The following is a 23,004-nucleotide window of genomic DNA, read 5'->3' as shown; positions in this document are numbered from 1 at the left end:
CCAAGAAGTTGGCGAGCTTGTTTGAGGAAACATAGACTATAGCCATTGCTCAAACTTCTCCGTAAGGCTTTTGTAGAAAAGAGTCAATCGCTGGAAAATTTTGTCATCTCCCGTCGGAGAATCGGGATGGTAAATCTTGCTCAGGCGATAAAAAGCAGCTTTGATGTCTTCATCGGTAGCTCGATCAGGGTCAAGCCCAAAAACCCGCCAAGGCAAGTCGTACTTGAAGATGTTGATCCCATTGATGCAGCCATACCCCTCTTCTCCCTCTTCGTTGGGAAGGATCCCGATGTGCTGACGATAAATGCGCTCCAAATCATCTATGTTGGATAAGTTCAGCTTGCCCATACCACTGGTTGCCAGTCTGAAGCTGGCTGATTTTCTCAGCTCGGCTGCGTTTTTAACGCCAAAGTGGTTGTAAATGGCTTTCTGCAGCTCTTTGACAGACAGCCGGGGCGGTGGCTGTAGCTGCCTGACTACAAACCGGGCAAAATTCTCTAGGAGCTCCTTAGAAATGCCATAAGTATCCGAAAGACGCTGGATTTCTGCGGCAATCGCCACCTGCGGGTCGGGCCCAGCTCCTTCTTTTGAGGTTGTCCCGGTTGTTTTGGTTTTTGTGCTGGTGGCTTTTCTGGGCACGGTTTCTCCTCAAATCACCAATGCCAAGTGCAAACCTGCACAAAACTCACAGGCTGCCTGTGAACTTATCTGCACGATGAAGCAGAGAATTTCAAATTAGTGAAACAATGTTGTCGGTAACCGTAAAACCCTGCATCACATAGGATGCACTCTGGCGATGCCCAGTTGGATAGATTGGTGTGGGGAGCGAATCCGCACGGGGGATCCCCTGGGCAAATTGCGCCCACATCCGGCCGTTAGAGCACCCTTCCTCTGGAGCGCGCTTACTCTAGCTTGTTTTTCGGATACTTGTCAACCCAAGGTCTGGGGCAGCCTTTGTTTTCCTTCAGCTTTTGGGGATCAGCCGCTTGGGACAGGCAGCACGGATGTGGGATTCGCTCAGGTCGGGCATGAGGGCCAGGGCCCGTTGAGCATCGATTTGCGCTTCGCACACCGCCTCCAGCACCTGTTCGGCCAGAAGGGAAAGGGGCATATCGGCGGTTTGCTCAGGATCGGTATCCTCTCTAATTTGTCGAACTCCCACCGGCGGGGGAGGCAACACCAGCGGTGCCGCCTGCGGCGGCAAGGTGGTGGAGGTACCCACCTCCAACTGCGCTTCGGCCAGAGCCACACCGCGCCCTGCCACCCCACCGGGAAAAGGACTCTCCCATCCAATGTCAAACAAGGGCCGACACCCGTGATTCAGACAAAGCTTCCCTCAGCGCCCGCACCTGGGCCACCATGGCCACTTCATCCTGGAGGCGACTGACAGCTCTGCCCACCCCCACTCCTGAAGCACCGGCAGCGATGGCCAAGGGCACCGTCACCGCTGAGAGGCCAGAGGCGCAGATGACCGGCAGCGAGACCACCCGGCTAATCTCATAGGCGGCAGCCAGGGTGGGGGCAGCCTTCTCGATTAGGCCCAGGGATCCGCCGTGACGGGGCTCAGCGCTGGTGCCGCCCTCGGTTTGGATGAGATCGGCCCCCAGATCCTCCAGTTTCTCTGCCAATTCCGCCTGCTGATCCAAAGGCAGCGTATGGGGAACGGTAACCGACAGGAGAGTGCGCGGCAGCAGGGAGCGGGTTTGGCGAGTGAGATCTAGAACTTCCGCAGCGGAGAAGATGCGGCCCGAAGGGTAGAAGCTGTCGTAATTGCCGATCTCGGCCATGTCGGCCCCCGCCTGCACGGCAGCAGCCAATTGCTGCGGGTCCACCGCCGACACGCAGATGGGCAGCTCGATCTGGGCTCGCACCTGCTGCACCAATTCGGGACTGGCGGCGATATCCACCCAAGTGGCTCCTCCCTCCTGGGCGGCGCGGGTGACTTTCAGCACCGACTGCAGGTCGAAGTTTTGCAGGCCGCTGATGATCTTGAGGGCACGGCGCCGGGCAAGGGCGTCGAAAAGGGCAGCTTGAGAGGCTGTGGTCATAGGCTTGTCAGCTTGTGGAAACGGGACACAGGAGGAGTGCAAGCAAATCGGCTGTGGAAACCTTTGCTCAGTCTAGAGGGTTTGCTGCCATCCTACAAGGGATCCATCCCAATCCTTTCGGACTATCGCAAGATCTTTCAATAAAATAGGGATCCCTTCTTGTGCTCTTGCCATGTACCGCTCTCCTTTCCCCTTCCTGGGCCTGCCTGAGCCGGATCCGGAGATGGCCCAAGCCATTCTGTTGCCCATCCCCTACGAGGCCACCACCTCCTACGGCAAAGGCACCGCCAAAGGCCCCCAAGCACTCCTGGAGGCTTCGGCGTACGTGGAGATCTACGACGAGGTGAGAGACTGCCAGCCGGCTTTCCACCCCAACTTTGCCGCAGAGATCTCCCGCTACTGGACGGCGCCGCCAGTGGAGTTCGAGGGGCTGGACACTCATGAGCTGGCCATGGCCGCAATCCAGCGCCGCGCCGCCGAGTGGGTGAGGCCGGGGCGGTTTTTGCTCTCCATCGGCGGGGAGCACTCCATCACTGGCCCCTTGGTTGCCGCCCACCTGCCCCACTACCCAGAGCTGCACGTGCTGCAGATCGATGCCCACTGCGACCTGAGAGACAGCTACGAGGGATCCCGCTATTCCCACGCTTCCGCCATGGCCCGTGTGGTGGAGCAAGTGGGCGGTCGCCTCACCCAGGTGGGGATCCGCTCCATCTGCGCCGAAGACCGCCAGGCCATTCGCAAGCACCGCTTGCACACCTTCTTCGCCCACAGCCTGCACCACAAGCCCGCCCAGGAGTGGATCCCCGAGGTGATCGCCACGCTGGGATCCCAGGTGTACCTGACGGTGGATGTGGACGGGCTGGATCCTGCTGTTGTGCCGGCCACCGGCACCCCCGAACCGGGTGGACTGGGCTGGTGGGAGACGGTGGAACTGATCCGGGCACTGGGGCAGCAGCGGCAAATCATCGGCGCCGATGTGGTGGAGCTGGCGGTCACCGGGGAACGGGAAACCGATCGCCGCAGCGCCTTCACCGTCGCCAAGCTGGCCTATCAGATCCTGGCGGCGGCCTTGGGCTAAGCTCCAGAAGAACTGGGCTATGGCCGGGTTCCCCCTGTTTCCACCTGGCCGCTGGAGCACCGGCTCCAATCTCGAAGCATCCAGACAAAATGAGGACTGGACTCTCTCTGCCGAGATCTTCTGCTAGCTTCCCAGGTGGCCCCAGCCATGTCTCCGCCTTCTTCCAGCTCCCTTGAACCGTCGCCGCCCCCCGTCGACGAAGAGCTCATCCACAGCCGCATTCAGGCCATCCGCGCCCAGATCCCAGAGCATGTGGAAATCATGGCGGTGAGCAAGGGTTACAGCGTCAACCACATCCGCGCCGCCTATCGGGCCGGGATCCGCCATTTTGGGGAGAGTCGAGTGCAAGAGGCAGCCGCCAAACAGGCGCAACTGCAGGATCTGACCGATATTGTCTGGCACTTGATCGGGCACCTGCAGACCAACAAAGTCAAACCGGCCCTCAGACAATTTGCCTGGATTGACAGCGTCGATAGCCTGCGCCTGGCCAAGCTGATCAACCAAAAAGCCTGGGAGCTGCACCTCACCCCCAAGCTCTGTCTGCAGGTGAAATTGGCCCCGGATCCCCATAAATTTGGCTGGCTCATCCCCGATCTGTTGCAAAGCCTGCCGCAACTGAATCAACTGCTGCAGGTGCAAATTGTGGGCCTGATGACCATTTTGCCTTTGGGCTTGAGCTCAGAGGCAGCCCTGGAGCTGTTTCGCAAGCTGGCCGAGCTGGCCGATCACATCCAGCGCAGCGGCTACGAGCATCTGCAGTTGCACACCCTCTCCATGGGCATGTCCGACGATTACCCCCTGGCGGTGGCAGCAGGCTCTAACTTGATCCGGCTGGGGCGCGCTTTGTTTGCCGATGCCGAACGGAAATAGATAGATGGAGTCTCTATGAAGCCGTTAAATTGTGATTAAATTTTGTGTAAAGCCGTCCAACTTCGGAGCTGCCCTGCAAGGCACGCTCAGGGCTGGAGTTCGGCCTGGATCGGGCAAAAACAGGGGAATCCTGCCTAAAATTTCCCTCGCAGGGCAAATTTTAGGTAAGTTTGTAATCATTGGCGTCACCTCTGTTAACACGTGTTCAAGCCGGACGAGGAGCAGAGTTGACTCTGGCCAGAGCAATGGCCGGACAAGTGGGATGACATCTTTACTTCTTCTGGGTAAACTCGACTCGTCGAGTCCATGGGTTTTGTTAACCTGCGTTGGCAGCTTCTTGAGCAAACCCTGTCTCGGCCTTTTGAAAAACTTTAACTAAAAATATGAGGCTGGAGATGCCCTTTGGCTGGAGTGGGCTACTCAAGATCCCATCAGGAGCCTGAATCCTGCGCTTGCCGCAAACCATGACCTGTAGTGAGGATGTGGACGATGAACGTCAATGGAATCTGGAGCAGGGTAAGAGATTTTGTGGGCCTAAATGATCCCGTGGACAGCCTGGAGGAGTACCCTGAGATGGAAGGGCAGGAGGATTACCAACTGCTCTACGAGGGACGCCGTTCTCAACCGGCTCCCGAAGAGCAGGAAGCCAGTGCCCTTCCACGCGGACGCCGACAGCGGGGAGTGGAAGCCAGGGAAGGGTCTGTCGGTCGAGAAGAGGCGCGGGGCCATCGGCGCAGTCAACATCGGGATCGCCTAGGGGGGGGCAGTATGGGGAGCAACGTGATTGGATTACCGGGCGTCAACCCACCCACTAGCGAAGTGGTGGTGCTGGAGCCGCGCAGCTTTGACGAGATGGCACAAGTCATCCAGTACCTGCGGGAGCGCAAGACGGTGATCATGAACTTAAGCCTGATGGATCCCGCCGAGGCGCAGCGATCTGTGGATTTTGTTGCCGGCGGCACCTACGCCATCGATGGCCACCAAGAGCGCATTGGCGAAAACATTTTTTTGTTCACCCCCAGCACGGTGACGGTCTCTACTCCAAGCAGCCAAGGGATGCCGCCGCTGCAGCGCCCTCTGCAAAGCCCCACCCCTCTCTGGCCCAGCGGCTATGAACATTTGCAGGCGGTGGGGCAGCACTAGCCGGCATGGAGCGACCGCTGCTGAGTGTAATCGGGGGTGGAGCCATGGGATCCGCCCTGCTGCGGCGTTGGGTGGCCGCGGGAGTTTATCCTGCAGCTCAGGTGGCTTTGCGGGAGCCCGACCCGGACAAGGCCAATACCCTACAGCAGGAGCTGGGCATTCGGCTGTTGGCGGATCTTGCCCAAGCAGGAGAGTCTGAGATTTTATTTTTGGCCGTCAAGCCCCAGGTTTTCCCGCAGGTGGTGGCAGAGATGGGCCAGCCGTCCGCCACGCAGTTGGTGATCTCGATTATGGCCGGGATCCCATTGCAGCAGTTGCAGCAGGCTTTTCCCCAGCAAAAGGTGGTGCGCACCATGCCCAACACGCCGGCGCTGGTGGGGGCGGGCATAACGGCCATCAGCTACGGGCCGGGGGTGACGCCCGCCCAGGTAGAGCAGGTGGAGAAGCTATTTCGCGCCGTGGGCCAGGTGGTGACGGTGCCGGAGAGCCAGATGGACGCGGTGACGGCCCTTTCGGGGTCGGGGCCAGGGTATTTGGCGGTGATCCTGGAGGCGCTGATCGACGGCGGGGTAGGGGTGGGGTTGCCGCGCTCCATCGCCACTCAGTTGGCGGTGCAGACCTTGGCGGGCACTGCCGCCCTTATGCAGCAAGAGAACCTTCACCCCGCCCTCCTCAAGGATCAGGTTACCAGCCCAGGGGGAACGACCATTGCCGGGATCCAAGCCCTAGAACAGGCGGGGGTGCGGGGGGCCTTGATGCGGGCGGTGCAGGCAGCCTACGAGCGCTCCCGTCAGCTACAGGGATCCTAGCGCCTGCCACAGCGGGCGGGCGATCCAGTTCCATCCCACCTTGAGCTGGTGCTCCAGGGTAGGGAGGCGCACCAGGTAGGCAGCTCGTCGGGCCAAATAGCCCAAGGGGCCGCTTAGGGTGAGGCCAGCGAGGGTGGAGACTACCGCCGCATCCACTCCCAAGCTCAGCATCTCCCCCAGAGAGAAGTAACGGAACGGCAGCAGGGGCCGCTCCTGCGTGAGCAGAGCCCACAGGTTCCAAGCACAATAGCCGGCCTGCTGAAAAGCCGCTTGGGCAGTGGCGGGCACCGGCTGGCCACTGGCATCCAGCACCGCCGCCGCATCTCCCAACGCGAAGATCTCTGGGAAGGTGGGAGTTTGCAGGGTGGGCAAAACCTGCAGCCGTCCCCGCTCAGTTTTGGGCAGATCCAAGTTGGCAATCACCGCTGCCGGTCGGGTTCCGACGGTCCACAGCACGCCATCCACAAGATCCCTGGCCATCTCTTGGGCCGCCAGCCGCTGCAGTTGCAGGCGGAAGGGAGGGGCGCCGTTCTCGCCCAGGGCCTCGATGCCCAAGACCTTGGTTTGCAACTCCACCTGCACCCGCCGTTGGGCCAGCGCCGCCTGGGCCGCCTCCCGGCTGGAGGGGGCAAACCCCGACAAAATCTGGGATCCCAGCTCAATAAGACGGATCCGGCCGCGCGATCCCAGCCGGTCAGCCAATTTGCAGGCTAGCTCTACGCCGCTGGCCCCCGCCCCCACAATAGCCAGGTGGATCGCCTGAGCCGGATCCCGGGCTTCTAGAGTTTGCAGGTGGGCCCGCAGCCGCTGGGCATCGGCCAGGGTGCGGAAGGGAAAGGCCAACTCTGTTGCTCCTGGCACGCCCTGCAGGGGAGTTTCCCCTCCCAGGGCCAGCACCAAGGCGTCGTACTCCAAGGTCTGCCCTTCTGCTAAAAAGACGCGGTGGTCTTGGAGGTCAACCGACTGCACCGCGCCGCGGCGAAACTCTACCCCCTCCGGCAGCAGATCCTGAAAACGGGGGGCCACCTCCCACTCTTCCATCTCACCAGTGAGCAGCTCGTAGAGCAAAGGAGCAAAGACAAAGCGCTCCTGACGATCCACCAGGGTAATTTGGGGCGGCTCCGGCCAAGGTCGGCAGATAAGCTCCAGGGCTGTGTACAGCCCGCCAAAGCCGCCCCCAAGGATGCAAATACGACGCATGTTCAGAAAGCTGAAGGTAACATTAGCTTAACAAGCTGCCCATCTCCTCCTAGAGCTTGCTGGCCAGGGGAGCAGCCTCCTTGGCGCGAAGGGGCAGAAGGCCATCCAAAACGTTAAGGATCCCCCAGACAAGACTAACGCTGGCCACCCAAAACAACCACAGCCCGCCTGCCCACGCTGGCGGCAGATCCAGAGCCACTCCCCCAATTAGCGGCCCAAGGGCAAAGCCTGCTGCCCAACAGAGGGAGTTGACCGACAGATACACCCCCCGCAGATGATCCGGGGCCAAATCTGCCACCAGCGCCGAAGCGGAGGGATTGTAGCTCACCAAGGCCAACGAGAGCACTGCCAAGGCCAAGGCCGCCATCCCTATAGCCGGCATCGCTCCCAACTGGGCCGCCAGGCCGCTGAGCCAAACCAAACCAAATCCCAGCCCCCACATCAGTGCGGATCCCCGGAGGGCGCGGACACGCGTCCAGCGATTGAGCCAACGAGCTGCCGGCATCTGCAGCAGGGCAACGAGGGCGCCGTGCAGAGCAAACAACGTGCCAATCTGTACCTCAGACATCCCAGCCCCCTTGCGCAAGTAAAGGGGCAAGCTGCTGCTGAGTTGGGCAATGTAGGTGGTGAAGAAAATGTTGGCCGCGGCAAACACCAATAGGGGGCGATCCCTCAGGGCGGCTTTCCAGCCTGCGAACTCTGCCGCCGACGGAGCTACCCGAGTTTCCCGAATGCAAAGCCAGAGCAGGGCTAAAAAAATCAAGTACGTGAGGCCGTCGATAATAAACAAGAGGCGGTAGTTCTTCGTCAGAGCCACCAGGGCGCTGGCCATGGCCACGCCGAGGCTCAGGCCCAAGTTATCCCCCAGGCGGTTTAGGGCATAGGCTTCGTTGCGCTGCTCGCGCGGGGTTAGATCCGCTACTATTGCTTCCGCCGGCGGCCAATAGAGGCCCTGCCCAAACCCCGCCACCAGGTTGGCCAAGGCAAAGCTCCAGAAGCCACGGGAAAGGGCAAAGCCGAAGGATCCCAGCGCGGAAATGGCCAGCGAGAGGATCAAGGTGGAGCGGCGGCCCCAAGCTCCGTCTGCCATCGAACCTCCGAGGATGCGGCCAAATACGCCAGTAAAGGCCATCAAGCCCAGGCCCAAACCCACCTGGGTAGCTGTCAGCCCCACCTGATTGACGAAAAAGAGGCTGGCGTAGAACAGGGTAAAGCCGGTTCCGGTTTGGGAGAGCAGCCGACCGATAAAGATTAGCCAAACCTGAAAACTTAGCTTTGGCCACCAGGACGGGATCCGCATAGGGGATGCAACGGGAGATAGGTTAGCTAGCTTACGGGATCCCGGTCGCTGACGCCAGATCCACTTCAGCGGGCGGAAAACTGAGGGGGAGCCAGCGGCTCACCCTCCAAAGATCCGGCGGAAACTGCAATTAACTCCCCAAGTTGAGGTATTCGCTCAACAGCCGCGCCAGCCGGTACACTCGGTATCGAGCTGGGCCTAGCTATTTTCCATTGCCTTCATCACCCTTGCACACACCTTTTCCTACGCTTTCCTGCAGCCCTTCCTTGAGCCAACCCCGGCTGTTTCCTTGAGCTAGGAAGCGCAAAGGCAAAGGGGCCAGCCAGCAGGGCTGCTAGCCCCGATTATAGACAAAATTTGACAAAGCTTAAACAAGTATTAAGGAGAAAGTGCCCCTGTCCCGCGCCCCCAGGGATCCCTGGGGCCGCCAGGTTCAGATGGCTGCTAGCTGACGGTCACCGGCGACTCGGCTGCCGCAGCGCGCTCTTCCTCTTCTTCCGGTGGAACAGCCACAAACTCGATGTGGTTGAGCAGCGTCGTCACGAAGGCAAAGAGCAGAAAAGGCAGGGAGATGACCAAGATCAGCGCGATGGTGAGAAAGGCGTAGAGGGGGCTATTCATCAAAGAGAGGGCGGCACCCAGGCCGGCAAAAATCACGATTAGCCAAACGATGATCTGGCCGTAGATATCCCCAAAGGAGAGGGTGCAGGTAAAGCGGTAGCGGGTGTGGGTGTTCATGGCAATTTCTCGGGATAGCCTGGTTGACTCGATCCTGACTAGGAACCAAACCTTAGCCTCATGGGTGGATGAGTACTTGAGATTTTAGACGAGAGAAGGGGAGATGCCTCTCTTTCCTAAGAAATGCCTCAGGAGTCGGTTGAGCAAGCCGGATCCCCCGCCTCTGAGAATGCTATCGTCGAGGTCACAGACTCTTTCGGGTAGGCAGCAGCCATGTGCATTTGTATTCACTGCTACTATGTGGATCGTTGCACCACCTATCACGCTGTGGAAGCGCAGCACCAGCAGCCCCACCTCACCCTGACGCCAGATTTTGAGCCGCAAGGACCCCAGATCAACGTCAACATCCGCAACGGCGGCACCGAGATGGAGTGGGATGTGGTGGCCTGCCAGAGCTTTCGCGAGGAGCGGAACAAGTGGGCTCGGCTTCGCCCCCAGGAGGTCGTTCCCACTTAAAATCCTAGGAGTGGCCTAGATCGCCGAAAAAGGGTTCTCCGCGCCTGCGGGGCTTGAGCCTTGGGTCTGCCCTTAGCAGGGGGAGGTTGTTCTGTCCGTTTCAAGAGATGGAAAGACGATGATGCTGACCGCAAGCCCGACAGCGCCGCCAACAGATGCCCGTCAACGAGTAAGCCAGTTTATGCGGCACCTCCAGGACGAGATCTGTGCTCGTCTGGAAGCTCTGGACGGCAAAGCCAAGTTTCGGGAAGACAGTTGGGAACGCCCTGGAGGGGGGGGCGGTCGCTCGCGGGTCATCCAGCAGGGAGGGGTGTTCGAGCAAGGAGGGGTCAATTTTTCCGAGGTGTTTGGATCCCAGCTGCCCCCTTCGATTTGCAAACAGCGCCCAGAGGCAGCAGGGCATCCTTTCTACGCCACCGGCACCTCGATGGTGTTGCACCCCCGCAACCCCTACGTGCCGACGGTTCACCTCAACTACCGCTATTTCGAGGCGGGGCCGGTTTGGTGGTTTGGCGGCGGCATGGATCTCACCCCCTACTACTTGTTTGAGGAGGATGCGGCTCATTTTCACCGCACCGCCAAAGCGGCCTGCGACCGTCTGGATCCGGTCTACTACCCAACTTTCAAGATCTGGTGCGACCGCTACTTCTTCTTGCCCCATCGGGGCGAGGCCCGCGGCGTTGGCGGCATTTTCTTTGACTATCAAGACGACCGGCCCGGGCTGCTCTACCGCCCTGAGGGTGAGGCAGAGGCGGATCCCGAACAGCTTGTGGCTGAGCCGCTGCCACTCCAGGCGCGGGTGGGATCCCGCAGTTGGGAGCATCTCTTTGAGCTGGTGCAAGCCTGTGCCGAGGCGTTCTTGCCTGCCTATGTGCCGATTGTGGAGCGGCGGCAGGGGATGGAATGGGGGGAACGGGAGCGACAGTTCCAACTCTACCGGCGCGGGCGCTATGTGGAGTTTAACCTCGTCTACGACCGGGGCACGGTCTTTGGTCTTCAGACCCAAGGTCGTGCCGAGTCGATCCTGATGTCGTTGCCGCCATTGGTGCGCTGGGAATACGGCTACGAGCCGCCGCCCGATAGCTGGGAAGCCCAGCTCTACGAAGTGCTGCGCCAGCCTCGGGATTGGGCCTAGGCGGTACTGGTCTCAATTTTTGAGGATCGCGTTGTCTTCCCCTCTGCCCCTTGTCTACCGCTTTCAACCGCCCCGCCAGGCCGGGCCGGGATCTGCTCCTGTGTTGGTGATGCTGCACGGGATCGGCAGCCATGAGGGGGATCTCCTCCAGTTGGCCCCTTACTTGGATCCCCGCCTAGCGGTGATTAGCCTAAGGGCGCCGCTTCCCTGGGGGGCGGGTGGCTTTGCCTGGTTTGAAATGGCCTGGACGCCGGAAGGGCTGGTGGGGGATCCCGAGCAAGCCCGCCGCAGCCGGGAGCTTTTAAGCTGCTTTCTGGATCAGGCTTTGTCCCAGGGAATGGCCGACATTTCCTTGGATCCGGCCCAGGTCTATTTGCTGGGGTTTAGCCAAGGGGCAATCATGAGCTTATATCTGGCTCTAACCCAGCCTGAGAAGCTAGCCGGCGTGGTGGCAATAAGCGGTCGTCTTTCGCCAGAGATCCTGGCCGAGGCGGTAGAGCCAGCCCGGATGCAGCATCTGAAGATCCTGGTGGTTCACGGCACTGCCGATACCGTTTTACCGGTGGCCTTTGGCCGCCAGATCCGCGACTACTTTGCCTTGCTGCCCCTGAGCTTTACTTATCGCGAGTACGCAATGGGCCACGAGGTTTCCCCAGAAAGTTTGCGGGATATCCAAGGGTGGTTGCAAAGTCAGCTGGACAAAAACGGTGGCCCTCCTTGGAGTTGAACCCTAGGCAAGGTCTGGGAGCTGTTGCCTCCTGGCGCCCGAAGGCAAATACAATAGCGGCAAAGTTCTTGCCCCCTCTCCCTAAGGGTCTCAGTGAACGGCGGCCAGCCTCCCTACGACATCCTCATCCTCTCCAACGGCCCCGGCGAGCTGCTCACCTGGGTGCGGCCAGTTGTCCTAGAGTTGCGTCAGCAACTGCCCCAGGCGCGTCTTTCCCTGGTGCTCTCTCCTTGTCCGCACGCTTCTGGGCAAGAGGTGAAGATAGCAGAGGAATTTATCCAGGTCGATCGGGTTCAGGATCCCGATTTTTTTCTAGCTTTTTTGCTCACTGGCCAAACCGAAGAAGCTTGGGACTGGGCCAAACGGGGGGTGGTGCTGTTTCTGGGGGGGGATCAGTTTTTTGCTGTCTGGATTGCCCGTCGTCTCGGCTACCGCGTGGTGGTGTATGCCGAGCATCGGCCCCGCTGGCGACCCTGGGTAGACGTTTTTGCGGTGCGGACGGAGGAGATCAAACGTCGCTACGACGGGGGACGCCTCCTGGGCCACCGCTGGGCTGCCAAGATGCACGTGGTCGGGGATCTGATGGCCGATGGCGTGGCCAGTGCTGTCTACTTGCCGGGGATACCTCTTCCCGGCTGGCTCAGCAGCCGCTCCCTTCCCCCGCCGACTCCTAGCGCTGCTCCCAAATCGACGGCAGGCTTTTCCACCCTCCTCGAGCCCCTCCCCGATCCCATCGAGGAGCTGGGATCGCTGCGAACGGCACCGGAAAAGGTGGAACCCACCTCTGCCGACGAAGCCTTGCTGCCGCGCGGCTGGCAACGTCTTGGCGATAGCATCCGCACCCACTACCAGGTGGGGCTGCTCCCCGGCTCCAAGCCGGCCAAGCTCTCCTTGGGGGTGCCGCTGGTGCTGGCGGTGGCCGATGAATTGCGCCAGCTGTTGGCCAACGTCCGCTTTGTGATCCCGGTGGCTCCTGGACAGACCCCACAATCCCTGGCGGCCTATGCCCATCCCCGGCTTAACCCCGATATGGCCATCATCTACGGCACCTCCGCCACCCTGGAGCAAACCAATCTTGGATCCCACTTCGTCACCCCCTTTGGCACCACGGTACAGCTGTGGACCCGTTTCCCTGCCTATTCGGTGCTGGCCAACTGCGACCTCTGCCTAACCACAGTTGGGGCCAACACCGCTGAGCTGGCCTACCTGGGGGTGCCCATGGTGGTGGCAATCCCCACCAACAAGCTAGAAGCTATGCGCGCCTGGGACGGGATCCCTGGCCTGTTGGCCCGCTTGCCTGGCCTGGGCACCTGGCTAGCCCGCCTCATCAACAGAATTGCCCTGCAGTGGTTGGGCCACCTGGCTTGGCCAAACATCTGGGCCGGACACGAGGTGGTGCCGGAGCTGCGAAGCCATTTGCGCCCAGCCCAGGTGGCCGAACAGATGCGAGCCCTGTTGGTTAATCCCGAGCGGCGTCAGCAGATGCAGAGGGAACTGCAACAGCTGGGGGGCAGACCAGGTGCGGCCCAGGCAATTGTGCAGATGGTGGTCCAGCAGTTGAGCAAAAGCTAAAGGAGACGGCCAAGGCGCTCCCGCAACTCGGCGGCAGCCTGCTCCAGGTGGTCGGGGGTATAGCCGGTGGTCTCCACCCGAACCGCAAGATGGGTGTCCTGGCTCTCGTGGAGATGAACCCACAAAATGTGGCGACCATCTTCGGTTCTGCGGTTGGCGGCTTTGACGCCGTTTTTGGGGGCAGCGTAGGCGTTTGAGTCGTAGCGAACCAGATCTACCCAGGGAAGGTCGCGCAGGAGCTTTTCCACCTTGACCCAACTGCGAGGACGGTGATGGCTGCTGTCGCTCCGCAATTGGATGACCTGGGAGCGATCTCGACCGGAATCGGGGAGAGCCGCCCGCGGGATCCGCGGCTGGACTTGCGGCTGTAAGTAAGGTAAATACACCAGAGATTTATATTGCTCGTGGATGTAGCAGACCGGGATCCCCAATTGACTGCCCACCACGGCCATGATCATGGCCTGGGCTTTGAAGCCCCCGGTGGCGGCGAAGGTGACGATCCCTTTGGCGCTTTCCGCCAACTGGCGCAACAGCTCGGCCATCCGCTCCAGGGAGGATCCCTCTAGCTCGTAGTTAACGCCGGGGAGGGGCACCAGCGAAACCTGTTGTTGGCCCAGCGCTTCTTCAAAAAAGAGCTGCAAAATCTGGGCACACTCCAGTCCTTCAGAGGTTTCGGAGTAAAGCAAAATCAAGGCATCCTGGGGAGTGGGATCCAGCCGGTAGTAGGTATTGGTTTCGGCGCTGATTAGTTCCAAATCTGTCTTTTTCATCCAGGCCAAGGCCCGTTCCGGATCCCCGATGGTTTTTTGGCCGACCCAAGGGCGTTGTGGTTGCAGGTTTTTGTCCGGGTTGGTGAGCAAAGAGGTGCCCACCGTCATGATGATGGTCTGCATGAGTTATCCCCTAACTTTCTCGCAGTTTTTAAGGGCTCCATCCCCTCTCGCAATCAGAGCAGCCTTACTCTGCGAACTCTGCCATCTTCCCTTAAGTCGAGTACCTCTACCTCCACTTCTTGCCCCACCGTCAGGGATCCGGCCCGTTTCGGCTCTTTTTGGGTGAGCTTGATATTCGTATTCACGATTTGGAAGGTAACTTCGTTGCCCTTGATATTCGTGATGCTGGCCTTGAGGTGTTGCCCAATTTTGAAGCGGGCCTTGGTAGAAGCTGCTGCATTTTCAACTTGGGGCTGAGCCTGCTTTTGTTCAGGTTGCTCTTTGGGCCGCAGTGCCTCTGGCTGGGGCTTGGCCTCGCCGCCGCGGGAATGGGTCGGACGACCGCCATTGGGATCGGGAGGGGACGGGATCTCGCCGATCGGCACTCCCCCATCTTTGTAGTAGCGGGCCAGGCGGGCGGCCCAGCCCAGGATCTGCAGCATCTCAGCCGGCCTATCCTGCAGAGATTGCAAGTACTTTTTACAGGTTTGGTCGATGAGCCGGTAGTAGCGTGGGGTTTCGTTGCTGCGGTGGAGGCCAGTTTCTCGCACCAGCTCGCCGGTGAATCGGAAGAAACGGGATCCCGCGTCGGGGAGATGGACCACCGAGCGGAGGTAGGCGAAGCACTTGCTCAATTCGTTGACATCCACCTCTTCCTTCGCCAAAGTCATGGCGATGCCGTGGGCGAGATCCCAAGATTGGGGGCTGAGATCGACGGGGTCTGACAGCATCGGAGCACCCTCAGTAGGCGGTGGTGGGCGGTTCGCGCAGATGGGTGGGGCTCAGGATGGCGGCCAACTGCCGAAGCTGATCGGGCAGGATGTAGCCCTGGGCAGCTTGGATCTGCTTTTGCACAAAGGCTTTGAGGGCTTCTCCTTCTAGGGTATCGGCTTGTGGGGGATCGTAGCGGCTATAGCGCTCTTTCAGGTTGCGGGGCTGCTCGATCTTGTCCAGGGTGACCTGCAGGGATCCCAGTCCTACAGGCTTGCCGCCCCCCACCTTCAGCAGCAGCGGATGCGCGGGATCCTGACCCAAAACCGTGAACAAGGTGCCCAGCTCGGCAGGGGTGAGGTTTTTGAAGTGGATCTGGGTTTTGAAAACCGTATTTTGCGCCGCCTGCTGGGTGGGTGTCCCCTTTTGATGGCCCTGCAAAGCCCTGCGGTGCGTGTAATAAAACTTGCGCCCAACCGCCTTGCCGTTTTCAAAGTAGGCTCTGCGCTGGTCGGGTCGGGGACGGTACAGCGGGGGCAGGGATCCGCCACCCGATCCGGTGCCGGTGGCAATGGCATCCCTGAACTCCACCAATCCCTGCCAGTTGAGAGCACCAAAAACGCGGCTGGCCGGACAAAGCTGCTCTTTGTTGCGGCAGGGGTGCCGCTCTGGGGGGATCCGATTTCGGTACTGGCTCATCATCACCGCCAGGGTGCTGTTGGTGATCGCCTCGTACATGGCCCGGATGGCCCCCTTGAGGGAGCTGCCCTGGATCTTGAGCCGCCCGTCGGGGGTGGTGGTCATGGTTTTGAGCACCGGGATCCCGTTGACGCCGACGTCGCTGCCCAAGGCCAGGTGGCCGGTGGAAATGTGGAGGGCGGTCTGCACCGTCAGGGTGAGAAAGAGGGTGCCGTGCAACTTGTCGGGATGGAACTTGGCGTGGCCGGCGGGATGCTCCAGCTTGGGAGGCTGTTGGGGAAAGGGGATCAGCTCGTAGGGTTTGCGAGCGACGGCTGGCTCACCTCTGCCCCGAGCTGGGTTGCCGGCGGGCAAGGGTCGGGGGCCTTGGGGAGTCATCTTGACCTCGGGATGAGAGCAACAAAGTGAACGCGGGCGGTGCGTCCATCGCGAAAGTAGCGCTGGCCCAGCTTGAGATGCCTCGGATAGCTAAGACCTTGGGGAAAGCGGGTTTCCAGGCTTTGGGATCCGTACAGGTCGGCCTCGCGATCCTCCCACTGCCACTCCCCGGCCAGCGGCACAAAGAAGTCGGGAGGAGGTTGGATCCCCAGATACAGCAGATCCCAGCCGCGGGGGGTGCTTTTCCAGCGCAACTCCCGTTGTTGGCAGAAAACCTGCCCCTCTTGACAGACCAGATCTGGTGGGATCCCCGCCTGAATGCCGCTGACGCGGTGGGGCCAGCGCAAAAAGGTGTAGGTTTCCTCGGCAGGGGCAAAACAGGCCGAGAGAACTTGGAACAACAAGGACGCCGTCCCGCTGTCGCCGGCGGCCAGATCCGGAACCTTGTGGGAGGCTACGTAGGCTGGTTTCATACCGCTTTGGTCTCCGTTTGCAAGAGCTGGGCCCAACTTTTAACGGCGGCGGCCAGCAGGTGCTCCACCTTGGCCTCAGACCTTTGCTCCCAGGTCAGCCGCGCCCCAAAGCCCAAGGGCATCGGCTCCGCCCCCACCGGCACTAACTGGCGATCGGGTTTGGCAAAGCCGTATTTGCCCGCCTCTTCTGGACTGAGAAACTCGCTCGCCCCCAGCAGGGATCCCCTTGGCCAGGCAAGCTGGGATCCCAGCAGCCGTAGCTCCTGGCTCCCCTCCTCCACCAGGCAGCCCGGGTAGTCCACCGTCGCCCACTCGTACTCCACCCGAACGCGGCCCATGCCGCGGGATTTGGCAAAGCCAATACCAAACCATCCTTCGTCCAGATCCCGCAGCACCAGCCCCAGCAGGCCCAGTTGGGCCAGGGTAAAGTTTTTCAGGTGGATCTTGGTTTGAAAGGATCCCTCTACGCACACTTGATAGCTGAACGGCCCCAGCCCCACCGCCACTGAGCCGAAGACGCGGTCGATGGCCACCCCATTACGTTCCTCCAGGCGCAGAGGGGTTCCCGGCTTGGGATAGGCATCTTCGATGCGCAGCCGGCTGGCGATGGCTGTGTTGCCGAACATCTGATCCGTAAAGGAAGAAAGGGCGTAAACCTGGTGGGGCTCTGCAATTTTTTCCAGCCACTGGTTGGCCTTTTGGTCGAGGGGATCGCTGGCCCAGAGTTGCAACTTGTTCCCCTCAGGCCGTCTGTCGCCGCCCACCGTTCGGACGATGCGCTCCGCGTGGGCGCGAATGGCCCCTTTGAGGGAGCTGCCGGGAAAATAGACTGTCCGCCCGCCGCCGCGATAGGTTTCCACAAACTCCATGTCGGGCTTTGTCGGATCTGCCCCTTGTTTGCCAGCTTTGATGAGCACAGGGCCATCTGGCTTGAGGGTGAGGCAGAGGGTGCAGTGGTTAACGTAGCGCTTGTGCATGGCCTGGGATCCTTCACTGAAGAGGAACAAGAGGGTTTTCGCCCAACCCTTGCGCTAGCTGCGGGGGCCGACGGGAGCGACAGCGGTTAGTTTGGCAACCAGGGCTTCCACCCAGTCTTGGCGCAAGGCGGCAGCCTCTTCCGGGCTAAGGGGTTGCCGGGATCCGGCCACCAGCTCTTGCAGATAGGTCAGCAGCCGCCGCGGATCCCCTTCTGAGTCAAACCAATAGACCGCCCCGATCTCCAGGCGGACGACCCCCAAGCCGCGGGAGCGCCCCCCTCCCAAGGGGATCTGCTCCGTTTCCAATTGGTGCAAGCCGATGGCCAGCAGGCCCAGCTCCCATGCTTCGGCATTTTCGACAACGGCGTGGAACTGAAAGGGGGTGTTGGCCGGCACCACTTGAAAGTCGTAGAGCTTGCCCTCTGCCGCCGTCTCCGTATCCCGATCGATGGCCACACCATCCCGCTCTTGGTATTGGCCAAACCAGGCTTCCCGCACCACGGGCAAATCGCGAATCTGCACCTTGCCCGCCAGCCAAGGGGATCCAAACACCTGCGAGACCCAGTCGGTGGCCTCGATCAGCTTTTGCGTCAGGGTTGCGTCGTCGTCTTTGTAGGTGTTCTTAATTTGGTTGACCACCCGGACTTGCTCGCTGCCGGTCAACTCGCTGGGATCCCTGGCCAGCGCCGGATCGATGCCGCGCAAAAAACTCTCCAGGCGGGAGCGCAGCGCCCCCTTGAGGCTGGAACCAGGGATGAGCGGGCGGCCCAGCGCGTCCTTGAGAACCGGCAAATCGGAGCCGATGGGCTCGGTGGAGCGGCCCACCCCGATGTGCAGAGCGGTCACGGTGGTGAGCGTGCCGGTGATTTCCAAGCGGTTTTTGAAAACGTCGAACATCGTTCCCTCAAATCAGGTTAAGGTTGAAGTTAACGCTCCACAGATATCCTCCATCCACTACGGCTTCGGCAAACAGGATGGGGATGATTTTCAACTGGCTGAGCCGGAAGGTCGAGACGACACCCTCAAGGGCACAACTGGTCATGCTTTAAGATCCTCCCCCTTCTCGCTTGTACTTGAGATAGCGCGCCCCATAGCCCAGGTAACGCCGGATCAAGTCAATTTTGATCTCGTTGACTTTGGGGGATCTTTCTTCAACGCCGGCCTTTTGGGCAATGGCGAGGGCCTTTTGATGGATCCAGTTGTCGATGTCTTGGATGATGGCTTCTGCCAAGGAGTTCTTGCCCCGACCCCACTTTTCATCTCGCCCCATCTGGTAGCGCAAGAAGTTCTTGATTACCTCTGAGCTTTCGGTGGAAGCTGCCACATGCAACAAGTTGCGGTACTGGGCCTCTTCCAATTTGCTCAGACCTTTAAAGTTATCCAAGGCGGTTTGGATTCTGGCAACCAGCTCATCTTCGGCCAGCCGAATGTGCCGCTGGATCTCAAGTTCCTGTTTTTGCTCCAGTTTGCTCTCGCTGGTGGCGAAGGTCATAGCGGGTTCTCCCAGAAATGATGATGGAACAGACTACAGACCTCAATTTGGCCAAATCCCTCCGCGGTTCGCTCGCCGATGCCCCAGTATTCCATCTCCGCCAAAATCGGGATCCAGCGCTCCATTTGCGTGGTGCTCAGCAGGAAGACGCTGCCCTGGGTTGTAACCAGCTCTACATCTTTAAAAAGCCCCCAGGCGGCGTTCCAGCCGGAAACATAGGCGTAGCTGCTACAGGCCAGCTCCAAGACCAGGGATCCGTCCTCGCAGTTGGCCTCCTCCTGGAGCATCGGCGGCGTGAGCACCGTGGTGCGTTGCCAGCGCTCCTTGAGGATGGCCCCCGACTGCAGCCCGATGGAGAAGTACTGCCGCTCCGGCGGCAAGGGCTGCCAGGGATCCCCAAACACCTGCCATTGTTGCCAGCGCTGCCGCAGCTTTTGGTTAAAGGCTGCCACCCGCTCAGCCAGGGAGGGCTTCGGGGCCCTCAGGTGTCGAGCGGCAAGGCTGACCCGGCCCAGCCCCCGCGACACCCCCCCTCCCAAGGACAAGCGGCGGGCGTGGGTGTTGAGGTAGCCGGCGAGGGCTGCCGCCAGCTCGCGATCCTGCAGATAGATGTGGCCGCTGAAGAGGGAAGGCTGCAAGCTCCCATCTCGCCCGGCCCGGCCCTCGTTGATCACCTCCAGGCTGTAGAGGATCTGGTCGGCGGCGGTGGCGCGGCGGCGGTTGATCCCCACCCGCGTGAGCAGGCGCTTGGACACGGCCACCCTTCGGTAGCGGGATCCCTCCTCCTGGCTGTAAAAGCCGCCGAAGGGCTCCACCCTGCCCCCGGAGCCATCCGGCTCTGCCGGATCAAAGGGGATCCCCAGCCGCTGCGAGCAGAAGCGATCCAGCAGTGTGTCGAACACCCCCGTTTTGCCCGCCTCTGAGCGGAAGCCGGGGTTGTTTTTGGAGCTGAAGGCCGTGGCCGGCAAGACCTTACTGCCGGATCCCGGATAGGCGTGGGTAAACACCGCCGCACGGGCCTCCGTGAACAGGGCGGCCAGATCTCCTGTCAGGGCCTCGCCGGGGCGGTGCCGGCTTTGGCGGAGCAGGAGGTCGGCCAAGGCCCCCCGGATCACGCTGCCGGGAATGAAGTCCTGGGCCTCGCTGATGGAGCCGCCCGGCTTTTGCCGACCGATGGCCAGGGGAGACTCGGCAGTGAGCGTGAGTTCAATGGCCTCCATCAGCTCCCTCCTCCGGCCAAAAAGGCCCAATCTGCGTCATTCGGCTGCAGGGCAGCTAGAGACTGGGGATCCCATTGCAACCAACCCAAGCCTGCAGATTTGCTGCCTCCCAGCGCCCCAATGTGGTGCAGGGCCACCCGCAGCAGGGCCTTGCCCCAGGGAGGGCAGTCGGGCAAAAGCTGCAGGGATCCGGAAAAAGTCAGCTCAGCCGCGGGAGAGGTCTCGATGAGGTAGAGCCGCTGATCCTCGGCGGTGCGGCGGCGGCGGTTGAGGGTGACTCCTGGGCGGAGGGTCGCTTCCAGCGCTGCCGGCGGCACCTCACAGACGAGATCCGCCACCCACAGGCGGGAAGGCAGGGCCGGATTGCCGAAGATCTGGCAGACCAGGCAATGGGATCCGGCGTAGCCCTCGACCTGGTATTCGGGGCGGTCGAAGTGGCCGTCGATCCCCTCCCGCTTGGGACACATGCGCTCCGGGTCGGGGGAGCGGCAAATGGCCCAGCCGAGGCCGCGGGCCAGCTTTTCGCACTCGTGGCGCAGCCTTCCCTTCAACTGGGAGCCGGGGATGAGCAGCCTGCCGTAGGCATCCTTGAGCAGGGGCTTGTCCGCCAGGGAGCCGCTGGAGCCGCCGGATCCCACCGCCAGAGCCGAGGCGAGGGTGGCCTTCAAAGGGATAGAGGTGCTCGTTTGGGGCAGCTCTGCCAGCCGAACCATCACTTCACCTCCACAGGAACGGGCCGGCCCTCGGCCTGGGGCTGTTTTTGGACAAAAGCGTACAGATCCACCAGATCCCGCCAGATGGTCTCGTAGGTGGGTTCCCCCTCCGCCGCCACGTACATCCAGGGGGGAAGGTGGCCGTCGTTGGTTTTGGCCTTGCACCAGGTGCGTTCAAAGGCCTCGATCAGCGGCTGCCCTTTTTGGCCCAGCCGGGTGCGGAAGTAGAGGTAGTTGAGGGTGGCGGTGCGCTTGCCTTTTTCCAAAAAGCCGCGGATTTGGTAGAGCTGGGAGCGGGGAAAATCCGCCGCCTGCAAAGCTTGCACCGTTCTCAGCAGCCCACGGATCTCCGGGACGGTGTAGGGGCCGGCGTAGAGCTTGAGGAGGTGGCCGTTCTGGCGATTCTCCAGGGCCTGCTGGCGAAAATCCTGGATGCTGGAGGCGATCAAAGTCACCGATTTCAAAGAGAGAAAGTCGATGGTGGCCACCGAAAAGTCTTGATCGCGGGGCTTCAGCTTTTTGGCGCGGCTTTTGGCAGATTTCAACAGTTGTTCGGTCAGCCTTTCGGCATAGTAGATGGGGGTGTCTTCCGAGGCAAACAGCACGCCTGCCGAGGTGGAGAGCCGACAGAGCTGGTCTGGGCTGTCGGCCGGGTAGCGGTGCGGCACCTGGCCGAGGGAGCGGGCGGCGTAGGTGGCCGATTTGGCCAGCAGGATCTGCTCGAACTGCTCACAAAAGGTGGCGGCAATGTCCAGGGCCTTGTGGGCTGGCACCACCATCAGCACATCGTCCCCGCCGATGGTCAGGATCTCGAAGGGGTGGATCCACTCGCCGTTGCGGTCTCTGCCGCTTTCCGGATCCGGCGGCAGGCCCCGCAGCCGGTGCGCCTGCAGGTGCTGGGCGAGGGCGTGGTAAACGGCTTTTTCCGTTGCCTCGGAAACATCCCGGCTAAATTGTCGGTAGGCTTCTGGGGTTTGGATCTGCTGCACATAGCCCCCCATGTCGTTGCCATCGGCGTAAAGGTAAGCCACAAAGCCCTGGCTGCCCAGGCTGGCGTTGGCCACTTCCCGCAGCGATTGCGCCTCGCCGATCCCCTGGCCGGATCCCGCGCAGGGCTGCAAATAGCGCTCCCGGTAGGGCTCGCCGGCGGGAGAGTCGAGGAAGCGGGCAAATCGCGTTACCCAGCTTTCCACAAAGCCGGGATCCCAGGCGGGGAATTTGCGGAACCACCCCTGCTGGCCTGTCTCCAGGCGCTTGACCTGGCGGCCCACCAGCGCTTTGCGGGCTGTGGCCTCCGATAGCCAGGGCTGACCTGGCAGGTCGGCTTTGGCCAGGGCCGGGCGGCGGTCGGTGCTGTCGCGGCGCAGGTAGGGGTGGGTTTCAAAACAGGCGGGATGGGCGCGGCTGGGACGACCGGGATCCGGATTGCCGTTGCGGCGGTGCTGGAAGCGGGCAGCCAGGTGGCCCACCAGCTCGTTGAAACTTTTGCGGGCCTGGAAGCTGGCTTCGCTGCAATCTCCAAAGTAGGCCCTCACCAGAGGGTGGGCCTGGTGTTGGGCCAGCCAGTCCAGCCAGGGGGTGCGCTCGATGGGATCCCGCAGCAGGCCGTAGCGCAGCTCCAGCAGCCGAAAGGCGGATCCCACGGCACAGGCGTTGGCGGTGAGGGTTTCTTCGGTGTAGCGGCGCTCGATGGCCTCGCAGAGGTCGTCCACATAGGCCGCCGGACAGAAGGCCAAGAGGTTGCCGCCGGTGGAGTAGATGAGGAGCTCCGGAATGAGAGCCTGCGCCAAAGCCGGGTAGTGCTGCTGCAGCCAGGGCCGAACCCGCCGGTTCACGTAGGCCTCCAGCTCTGCTTGAGACTCCTTCCCCAAGGCTTTCCACCCCAAGTAGGTTTGCTCGGGATCCCCAAAAAAGGCGGGCAGATCCACCAGGTTAATGCGATCCAACAGGGCCGAGGCGCCGCGAATTTCCGGCAGTTTGGCGGACTCGAAGACGTAGCCCTTGATCTTGGTAGCCCCCCCGTAAACCAAGCCGATGCGGCTGGTCTGCCGCCACAGCTCCGGATAGCGCGATTGCAACTCTGCCAAGGTTTTGGGAAAGGTTGTGGCCGCCACGCTCTCCTGAAATTGGCGCACCTGCGCCCAGAGGGGCTGCAGCGCCTCCGGGATCCCGGCTGCGTCGTCGGTGCGGATGGCTGCGCACATCTGCTGCAGAATCGGCAAGGGAAATTGGGGATCCCGCCCTTCTCCCCAGGCCAGGCACCAGGCCAAGGCGATGGGCACGGGGGAGGCAGAGGAGGTAGCGGTCATGGGCAACACCTGGCAAAAAAGAAG

General features: G+C 61.3%; 25 protein-coding genes. 8 read left to right on the top strand and 17 right to left on the bottom strand.

What is annotated here, in order from left to right; all coding sequences use genetic code 11:
- Positions 1 to 36: 36 nt before the first annotated feature.
- The 3 genes from GG26_RS00615 to GG26_RS00605 form a co-directional block, all read right to left on the bottom strand.
- The gene (locus tag GG26_RS00615) at positions 37 to 639 is read right to left on the bottom strand and encodes a DnaJ domain-containing protein (RefSeq protein WP_414388376.1); all 603 of its coding nucleotides are present in this window, start codon (positions 637 to 639) and stop codon (positions 37 to 39) included.
- Between the two features lie 325 nt (positions 640 to 964).
- Positions 965 to 1,264, bottom strand: a complete 300-nt coding sequence (locus GG26_RS00610; protein WP_143597299.1) for a hypothetical protein — start codon at positions 1,262 to 1,264, stop codon at positions 965 to 967.
- Positions 1,265 to 1,295: 31 nt separating this feature from the next.
- Positions 1,296 to 2,048 (bottom strand): DUF561 domain-containing protein, encoded by a 753-nt coding sequence (locus GG26_RS00605; protein WP_011429746.1) that lies wholly within the window; start codon positions 2,046 to 2,048, stop codon positions 1,296 to 1,298.
- A 172-nt stretch (positions 2,049 to 2,220) separates the two neighbouring features.
- Between GG26_RS00605 and speB the strand changes: the two genes are divergently transcribed.
- From speB to proC, 4 genes are all read left to right on the top strand, one after another.
- Positions 2,221 to 3,126, top strand: a complete 906-nt coding sequence (gene speB / locus GG26_RS00600; RefSeq protein WP_011429747.1) for an agmatinase — start codon at positions 2,221 to 2,223, stop codon at positions 3,124 to 3,126.
- Positions 3,127 to 3,273: 147 nt separating this feature from the next.
- Entirely contained in the window at positions 3,274 to 3,996 is a 723-nt protein-coding gene (locus GG26_RS00595; protein WP_206336810.1) for a YggS family pyridoxal phosphate-dependent enzyme, read from the top strand.
- 573 nt (positions 3,997 to 4,569) lie between these two features.
- Complete coding sequence (locus GG26_RS00590) at positions 4,570 to 5,139, top strand: cell division protein SepF (protein WP_414388419.1); 570 nt, start codon at positions 4,570 to 4,572, stop codon at positions 5,137 to 5,139.
- 5 nt (positions 5,140 to 5,144) lie between these two features.
- Positions 5,145 to 5,948, top strand: coding sequence for a pyrroline-5-carboxylate reductase (proC, locus tag GG26_RS00585; RefSeq protein ID WP_011429750.1), 804 nt, complete (start codon positions 5,145 to 5,147; stop codon positions 5,946 to 5,948).
- Here the strand turns inward: proC and GG26_RS00580 are convergent.
- The 3 genes from GG26_RS00580 to GG26_RS00570 all read right to left on the bottom strand — a co-directional run bounded on the left by GG26_RS00580 (position 5,934) and on the right by GG26_RS00570 (position 9,186).
- The gene (locus GG26_RS00580; protein WP_414388370.1) at positions 5,934 to 7,148 is read right to left on the bottom strand and encodes an NAD(P)/FAD-dependent oxidoreductase; all 1,215 of its coding nucleotides are present in this window, start codon (positions 7,146 to 7,148) and stop codon (positions 5,934 to 5,936) included. The two genes, proC and GG26_RS00580, sit on opposite strands and share 15 nt — an antisense overlap.
- Before the next feature lie 49 nt (positions 7,149 to 7,197).
- Positions 7,198 to 8,448: an MDR family MFS transporter gene (locus tag GG26_RS00575; protein WP_414388368.1), complete on the bottom strand. Its 1,251-nt coding sequence runs from the start codon at positions 8,446 to 8,448 to the stop codon at positions 7,198 to 7,200.
- A gap of 444 nt (positions 8,449 to 8,892) precedes the next feature.
- On the bottom strand, positions 8,893 to 9,186 hold the full coding sequence (locus tag GG26_RS00570; RefSeq protein ID WP_011429755.1) for a hypothetical protein: 294 nt from the start codon (positions 9,184 to 9,186) through the stop codon (positions 8,893 to 8,895).
- 213 nt (positions 9,187 to 9,399) lie between these two features.
- Here GG26_RS00570 and GG26_RS00565 point away from each other — a divergent pair, with 213 nt between their 5' ends.
- From GG26_RS00565 to GG26_RS00550, 4 genes are all read left to right on the top strand, one after another.
- A complete protein-coding gene (locus tag GG26_RS00565) occupies positions 9,400 to 9,642 on the top strand; it encodes a Ycf34 family protein (RefSeq protein WP_011429756.1) in 243 nt (80 codons plus the stop codon).
- A 121-nt stretch (positions 9,643 to 9,763) separates the two neighbouring features.
- Entirely contained in the window at positions 9,764 to 10,777 is a 1,014-nt protein-coding gene (gene hemF / locus GG26_RS00560) for an oxygen-dependent coproporphyrinogen oxidase (protein ID WP_414388417.1), read from the top strand.
- Positions 10,778 to 10,808: 31 nt separating this feature from the next.
- Positions 10,809 to 11,504 (top strand): alpha/beta hydrolase, encoded by a 696-nt coding sequence (locus GG26_RS00555; protein WP_414388365.1) that lies wholly within the window; start codon positions 10,809 to 10,811, stop codon positions 11,502 to 11,504.
- Positions 11,505 to 11,597: 93 nt separating this feature from the next.
- The gene (locus GG26_RS00550) at positions 11,598 to 13,076 is read left to right on the top strand and encodes a hypothetical protein (RefSeq protein WP_414388363.1); all 1,479 of its coding nucleotides are present in this window, start codon (positions 11,598 to 11,600) and stop codon (positions 13,074 to 13,076) included.
- On the opposite strand, the gene GG26_RS00545 is transcribed toward GG26_RS00550, so the two are convergent.
- From GG26_RS00545 to cas10, 11 genes are read right to left on the bottom strand one after another with little or no spacing between them, the layout of a single operon-like run.
- Complete coding sequence (locus tag GG26_RS00545) at positions 13,073 to 13,969, bottom strand: putative CRISPR-associated protein (protein ID WP_099812327.1); 897 nt, start codon at positions 13,967 to 13,969, stop codon at positions 13,073 to 13,075. The two genes, GG26_RS00550 and GG26_RS00545, sit on opposite strands and share 4 nt — an antisense overlap.
- A 53-nt stretch (positions 13,970 to 14,022) precedes the next feature.
- Entirely contained in the window at positions 14,023 to 14,739 is a 717-nt protein-coding gene (locus GG26_RS00540; protein ID WP_414388361.1) for a hypothetical protein, read from the bottom strand.
- A 10-nt stretch (positions 14,740 to 14,749) separates the two neighbouring features.
- Positions 14,750 to 15,796 carry an RAMP superfamily CRISPR-associated protein gene (locus GG26_RS00535; protein WP_414388358.1) on the bottom strand — a complete coding sequence of 349 codons (1,047 nt, stop codon included), beginning with the start codon at positions 15,794 to 15,796 and terminating at the stop codon, positions 14,750 to 14,752.
- Positions 15,793 to 16,269: a hypothetical protein gene (locus GG26_RS00530; protein ID WP_414388355.1), complete on the bottom strand. Its 477-nt coding sequence runs from the start codon at positions 16,267 to 16,269 to the stop codon at positions 15,793 to 15,795. The genes GG26_RS00535 and GG26_RS00530 overlap by 4 nt, the downstream gene beginning before the upstream one ends.
- On the bottom strand, positions 16,266 to 17,246 hold the full coding sequence (locus tag GG26_RS00525) for an RAMP superfamily CRISPR-associated protein (RefSeq protein WP_414388352.1): 981 nt from the start codon (positions 17,244 to 17,246) through the stop codon (positions 16,266 to 16,268). Before GG26_RS00525 ends, GG26_RS00530 begins: the two co-directional genes overlap by 4 nt.
- 54 nt (positions 17,247 to 17,300) lie before the next feature.
- Positions 17,301 to 18,143, bottom strand: a complete 843-nt coding sequence (gene csx7 / locus GG26_RS00520; RefSeq protein ID WP_011429765.1) for a CRISPR-associated RAMP protein Csx7 — start codon at positions 18,141 to 18,143, stop codon at positions 17,301 to 17,303.
- Between the two features lie 7 nt (positions 18,144 to 18,150).
- Entirely contained in the window at positions 18,151 to 18,288 is a 138-nt protein-coding gene (locus GG26_RS00515; protein WP_011429766.1) for a hypothetical protein, read from the bottom strand.
- A gap of 3 nt (positions 18,289 to 18,291) precedes the next feature.
- Entirely contained in the window at positions 18,292 to 18,738 is a 447-nt protein-coding gene (locus tag GG26_RS00510) for a hypothetical protein (RefSeq protein ID WP_011429767.1), read from the bottom strand.
- Positions 18,735 to 19,958 carry a CRISPR-associated RAMP protein Csx10 gene (gene csx10, locus GG26_RS00505; RefSeq protein ID WP_414388348.1) on the bottom strand — a complete coding sequence of 408 codons (1,224 nt, stop codon included), beginning with the start codon at positions 19,956 to 19,958 and terminating at the stop codon, positions 18,735 to 18,737. Before csx10 ends, GG26_RS00510 begins: the two co-directional genes overlap by 4 nt.
- Positions 19,958 to 20,671, bottom strand: coding sequence for an RAMP superfamily CRISPR-associated protein (locus tag GG26_RS00500; protein WP_414388345.1), 714 nt, complete (start codon positions 20,669 to 20,671; stop codon positions 19,958 to 19,960). The genes csx10 and GG26_RS00500 overlap by 1 nt, the downstream gene beginning before the upstream one ends.
- A complete protein-coding gene (cas10, locus tag GG26_RS00495; protein ID WP_414388342.1) occupies positions 20,671 to 22,980 on the bottom strand; it encodes a type III-B CRISPR-associated protein Cas10/Cmr2 in 2,310 nt (769 codons plus the stop codon). The genes GG26_RS00500 and cas10 overlap by 1 nt, the downstream gene beginning before the upstream one ends.
- Positions 22,981 to 23,004 lie beyond the last annotated feature (24 nt).

The organism is Synechococcus sp. 'PEA 65AY6A-5F PE A', assembly GCF_047462575.1.
Lineage (GTDB): Bacteria > Cyanobacteriota > Cyanobacteriia > Thermostichales > Thermostichaceae > Thermostichus.
Note: the sequence above shows the minus strand (reverse complement) of the source record. Positions and strands in the feature narration are given on the sequence as shown.